At 46.7% G+C, this 4928-nt stretch carries 4 protein-coding genes; 2 read left to right on the top strand and 2 right to left on the bottom strand.

Features of this window, described 5'->3' with window-relative positions; translation table 11 throughout:
• Positions 1 to 231: 231 nt before the first annotated feature.
• On the bottom strand, positions 232 to 2091 hold the full coding sequence (locus O9290_RS03210; RefSeq protein WP_002759873.1) for an iron uptake porin: 1860 nt from the start codon (positions 2089 to 2091) through the stop codon (positions 232 to 234).
• A 389-nt stretch (positions 2092 to 2480) separates the two neighbouring features.
• On the opposite strand from O9290_RS03210, the gene O9290_RS03215 reads away from it, so the two are divergent.
• The gene (locus tag O9290_RS03215; protein WP_002759871.1) at positions 2481 to 2867 is read left to right on the top strand and encodes a hypothetical protein; all 387 of its coding nucleotides are present in this window, start codon (positions 2481 to 2483) and stop codon (positions 2865 to 2867) included.
• Between the two features lie 322 nt (positions 2868 to 3189).
• On the opposite strand, the gene O9290_RS03220 is transcribed toward O9290_RS03215, so the two are convergent.
• Complete coding sequence (locus tag O9290_RS03220) at positions 3190 to 4566, bottom strand: cobyrinic acid a,c-diamide synthase CobB (protein WP_002759869.1); 1377 nt, start codon at positions 4564 to 4566, stop codon at positions 3190 to 3192.
• A gap of 74 nt (positions 4567 to 4640) precedes the next feature.
• Here O9290_RS03220 and O9290_RS03225 point away from each other — a divergent pair.
• The coding region (locus O9290_RS03225; RefSeq protein ID WP_502846439.1) for a helix-turn-helix domain-containing protein at positions 4641 to 4928 on the top strand (288 nt) is incomplete at its 3' end.

Genomic DNA, 4928 nt, shown 5'->3' on the forward strand with positions numbered 1-4928 from the left:
GTGTCAGTCTGTCGAGCGACCATAAGACCAGAACAGAGTAAATCTGTTAAGGCAGGTGCGAAAAATCCTTCGGGAAAGAAGCAGAAACCTAAATCGTGAGGTTTGGGAATCACCGTCCGTTTACGGCGGTGAGGATGTCAAGGATGCTTGTATCCAGATAGAATATCAGCGTCTATTTGCCTAAAACAAAACCCCACCATGGGTGGGGTTTCGGGTTTAATTTAGGAAATCCTAGAAGGTAAAGGTTCCGCGGAGAGTGCCAATCCACTCGTTACCAGTGCCTTTGAACTGTTCAGGTGCAGAAATCCAGATGACACCGGGGGTGATAGAAATATTGTCGGTGACTTGGTACTTGTAGAACAATTCAACGTGGTAGGGAACGATGTTAGATACTTTTAGCCCCATGTCTCGGAAGCTTAAGTGACCGATGTAGGGCTGCGCACCAGCAAACAGACCTAAGATATTTCCTTCTTTACCCAAGTCGGGGAAGGCAATACCAGCACCGTAGGTCCACACTTCCGCATCACCGAGACCGAGTAAACGCACGGTGGAGTAGGAACCGAAGGCACTCAAGCTGGCGAAACCAAGATCCACTGCACCGGTTAAACCGTAGCTATTGGATACTTTGGCTCCGAAGTTGAAGAAACCGACTTCATCCTGTAGGGTGACGCTATCAGGATCGTTGCCGTTGACGTTGAGCAGGGTATTTAACTGAGTTTGGGAAAGGTTAGCGGCGGAAGTACCCGTTACACCGAAGGAACCACCGTTACCGAAGATGGCGGTATCGGCACCTTGGTAAGCGTTAACGTAGGTGAAGCCGACGTTGAGGAAGTTAAAGAGGTTAGCGTTAATCTGTGCTAAAGCGGCGTAATCTCCGTTAAAGAGACCATTACCCGGGTTAGGATTGGCCGCAGAACTAGAGCCACCACCACCGGCTAAGTAACCCAAGGATAGGGAGGTCGGACCGACAATGCTTTGGAGGAAGCCTAATTGTAGGCTAACACCACCCCCAGAACCACCACCGATACGGTAGATGGGGTTTTCGGAAGCGAAGGTAGATAGCGCACCATTACCACCGTCGAAGTCTTCAAAGAAGGGGTTAGTGGTGGGAACGAAGTCATTCCAAATACCACCCCAAGCGGCGACGTAGGTACTGAAGCGACCAAAATAACCTAAGTCAATCGGGGTATAGTAGGCCAACCAGTCGAGAACCACATCGCTACCGTTACCGGCCGCGGTCCAAGTTTGGAATAGGGAAGGGCTTTGCAGATTATCGAATCTGACGGAAGCGGGATCACCATTTTGTAGTGTGGTGGTCGATTTGTAATCAAATCCGAAGGGAGTGGCACTACCCGCCGCTAAACGAGTTTTCAATACGTCCTGACCGGTGAAGCTCGTGTTTAACAGCAAACGAGCGCGGTATTGCATGGCGGCCTGGGAGGCGGGGCTACCGGCACCGACCGTATCGGTGACAGCGAAGATAACTTCCCCAGCTAATTTGGTGGTGGTGGAGAATTGGTTATTTTCGAGGAAAGACACCCGGCTTTCTAAGTTATCAACTCTAGCTCCCAACGCCGCTAACTCAGCTTGGAACTCATCCATCAAGCGCTTGAGGGCATCTAAGTCTTCCTTGAGGACGTTGACACCATCTTGAATTAAACGTTCCATGACGTTTAAGCAAGCGTTTAAACCAGCCGCAAATTCCCAACGGGTTAAAGCTCGGTCGCCGCGGAAGGTGCGATCGGGATAACCAACAATACAACCATAGCGTTCAACTAAACTTCTTAAAGCCTCGAAAGCCCAAGCGGTGGGGGAAACATCCCGCAGTTGGTTAACGCTGGTGACTTGATCGATGGTGTTGCCCTGTACGGGTGCAACTTGACCTTCGTTACCGTACTGTTCGATCTGATTGAGTAATTCGCCAGTTCCTGCAGCGTTGTCCTGAACTTGAGCGATTTCTAGATTGTTAAATTCGGTAGAAACACTGGTAGATTTGGCGGGATCGAAGCTACTAGCATTAGCGGAAGCTACTAGGGTAGCCCCTAAAATCGCTGGGCTAACCAGCAATGATTTCCAGAACATTCTTAACATGATGGTTTTTTCCTCACACCTTATAGGTTGACTACACAGTTTGACGACGCATATAGCCTTTCTATTCTTTTGCCATTATACACAATTTAATTACTTAGGGAAAGATGCGATCTCATTTTTTTTCCCTTGACCAGTTGAAAAAGTGGCCACCCTGTCGCTCCTGACGGCACTTAAACAAAAACTAAAGTAGGTTAGAATCCTTACACAGAGAAAACTTAAGCTCATACAACAGGCTCGTCTAGACGAGTCGGGCAAGGTTCTGTGATTTTGATAACGGCCACTGAACTGGGTTGTTGTCAGGTTAATTGATGATTTCTCTGGTGGCACTCTTAATATGGAGTGATGTCTAATGGGCAAAACTTAACGCCGATAAAAACAGAGACAAGACCATGAAAAAAAGAAAGATAGCCAATACACTGCGTAAAGCCTTGCTAGAAGATGGCAAGATGGAACGCGCTCTCTATGAATACGAATTAGAAGAACACATAGACTACTGGTACGAAGGGCTCAAGTCCGACCGTGATCAGTTTGTCTTTGCCGTCACGGAAAACTCCGGTGATGTGGCAATGGTATTGATTACGCCGGGTAAAACTATCTATGTCAATGAGGAGGCGAGAGAGAAACTCTCTCAATTCTGGATAAAAGCTTATGAGAATAATATAAATCAACTCATTCCCATGATGGCAGAGAATTTGGCCAATGATATTATCTCGGTGACAGGCGTTAAAATGGTGTCCCCAAACCAGAAGCGGCGCTGGGTTAGTTTGCGCCCGTAGAGTTAAAGTCAAGAAAGGCTCACTTAGGAAAAAATTGGTATTACTTCTGGTTCTGGGGTTCCCAGATGACGGGAAACCCTCAAAAACTATCCGCCCTTACCAATTGCTCGGTAAGGGCGGTGTAGCGGGTCATCGGAATCGACACCAGACTGCCGGAAGGAACTCCAGCTAGTCTAAATCTTGTTTAGACGTGGGGGTCTAGAGAACAGCCCCGGCGCACAGCCGGCTATTGTCGATTAGGAGACCCATGCTTTTACTACTTTCTACCATCGACATCACCTCCTGTATCCCTTAACGGATTGATTATCAAATTTATCTGTAATTAGCTTAACGCAGCTGTGCGGAAAAAATCAAGGCCGGCAGCTAAAAATTTTTTCGGCAGGCTTAGTTGGCCCCCAAAATGTAGGTGGAGATAGGAAGCGTGCAGATTCTTACCTTGCCACCCTTCGGCATTGATAGCACTTTTGGGGAATGCTTGCAGTTGATAAATCGGTGCGTCGCTCACCCCGCTTAATTGGGAGCGATGGAATTCATGGCCGCGCACTGGTTGACCTGCTTTGAGCAGGATCGTCTCCTGTTTGGCGATGGCTTGCCGATAACCTAGGGTTAATTTCGGGGACATTATAGCAGATTGGGGGATTATTTGCAACATAGAATGGTTTTTTTGCTCAAAATCAACTATTTTGTCACATAAATACATTAATCCCCCACATTCGGCGTAGGTGGGCATTCCAGAGGCGATCGCTTTTCTCACCTGAGTTAAGATAGGGGTGTTAGCTGCTAATTCCGGGGCAAAGATTTCGGGAAAACCGCCACCAAAGTACAACCCTTGCAGGTTTTCGGGCAAATTTGCCCCTTGCAAGGGACTCCAAAAGATTAATTCCGCGCCTAAATTGGCTAAAATATCGAGATTATCGGGATAATAAAAGTTAAAAGCCTTATCTCTGGCAATACCGATACGGATAGGGGGAAAAAGCTTATTTGCTCTTGGGGGATTTTTCGGGTTCTCTTGGGGAGAAATAGTGAGTAAAGGCAAGAGAATGTCCCAATTAAAGCAGTTTTGGGCAATAGAAGCCAGTTGATCTTGCAGTTGCCTGATTTCTCCTAGTTCATCCCTGGGAACCAATCCTAGATGGCGATCGGGAATTGTCAGGGAATCTTGACGACGCAAAACCCCGACAATCGGCATATTGATCGATTCTAGGGCGGTTTGCAGTAATTGCAGGTGGCGATCGCTGCCAACCCGATTGAGGATAACTCCGGCTAGATGAAGATTTTTGTCTAAAGATTGATAACCGCGGACAATAGCGGCGACAGAGGTAGATAAACGACTACAATCGATAACTAACAGCAGAGGAAGCCCTAAAATACGGGCAATATGGGCGGTACTGGCATAGTCGGGAAATTGAGTATCGCTTAATTGAATACCATCAAATAGCCCCATTACCCCTTCAATCAGAGCATAATCGACATTTTGACAATGTTGGGCAAAACAGGTTTTTACATAGTCTTCAGAAGTTAAAACCGGATCGAGATTGCGACAGGGGCGACCGGTAAAATGACTATGGAACATGGGATCGATATAATCGGGCCCGACTTTAAAAGATTGCACTCGATCGCCACGACTGATTAAATAGGCCAAGATTGCCAGAGTAATCGTAGTTTTACCGACTCCGCTTCTTTCTCCTGCGATGATCATCGAAAATTTTGGGTCTGAAACCCCGTCGTTCTACGACGGCTTTACCGTCAGATTTTAGCGCATTTACACGATATATGCTAGAATGCGAGATATGGAAAAGCTATCGCTACCGATTTTACCCAACACCAGAACAAGAGTCGCTATTGCGGCGCACTTTGGGCTGTGTAAGATTAGTTTACAATAAAGCTCTCCATGTCAGAACACAAGCATGGTACGAAAAGCAAGAAAGAGTAGGCTACGCTCAAACTTCTTCAATGCTAACCCATTGGAAAAAACAAGAAGAATTAAACTTTTTAAACGAGGTAAGCTGTGTACCTTTACCACAAGGGTTAAGACACCTACAAACAGCTTTTACTAATTTC

The sequence above is a fragment of the Microcystis sp. LE19-41.2A genome, assembly GCF_027530405.1.
GTDB lineage: Bacteria > Cyanobacteriota > Cyanobacteriia > Cyanobacteriales > Microcystaceae > Microcystis > Microcystis aeruginosa.

What these genes read in the sequence shown, in the direction of transcription:
- O9290_RS03210 (WP_002759873.1), bottom strand. Translation starts at nt 2,091, where the DNA reads ATGTTAAGAATGTTCTGGAAATCATTGCTGGTTAGCCCAGCGATTTTA.
- O9290_RS03215 (WP_002759871.1), top strand. Translation starts at nt 2,481, where the DNA reads ATGAAAAAAAGAAAGATAGCCAATACACTGCGTAAAGCCTTGCTAGAA.
- O9290_RS03220 (WP_002759869.1), bottom strand. Translation starts at nt 4,566, where the DNA reads ATGATCATCGCAGGAGAAAGAAGCGGAGTCGGTAAAACTACGATTACT.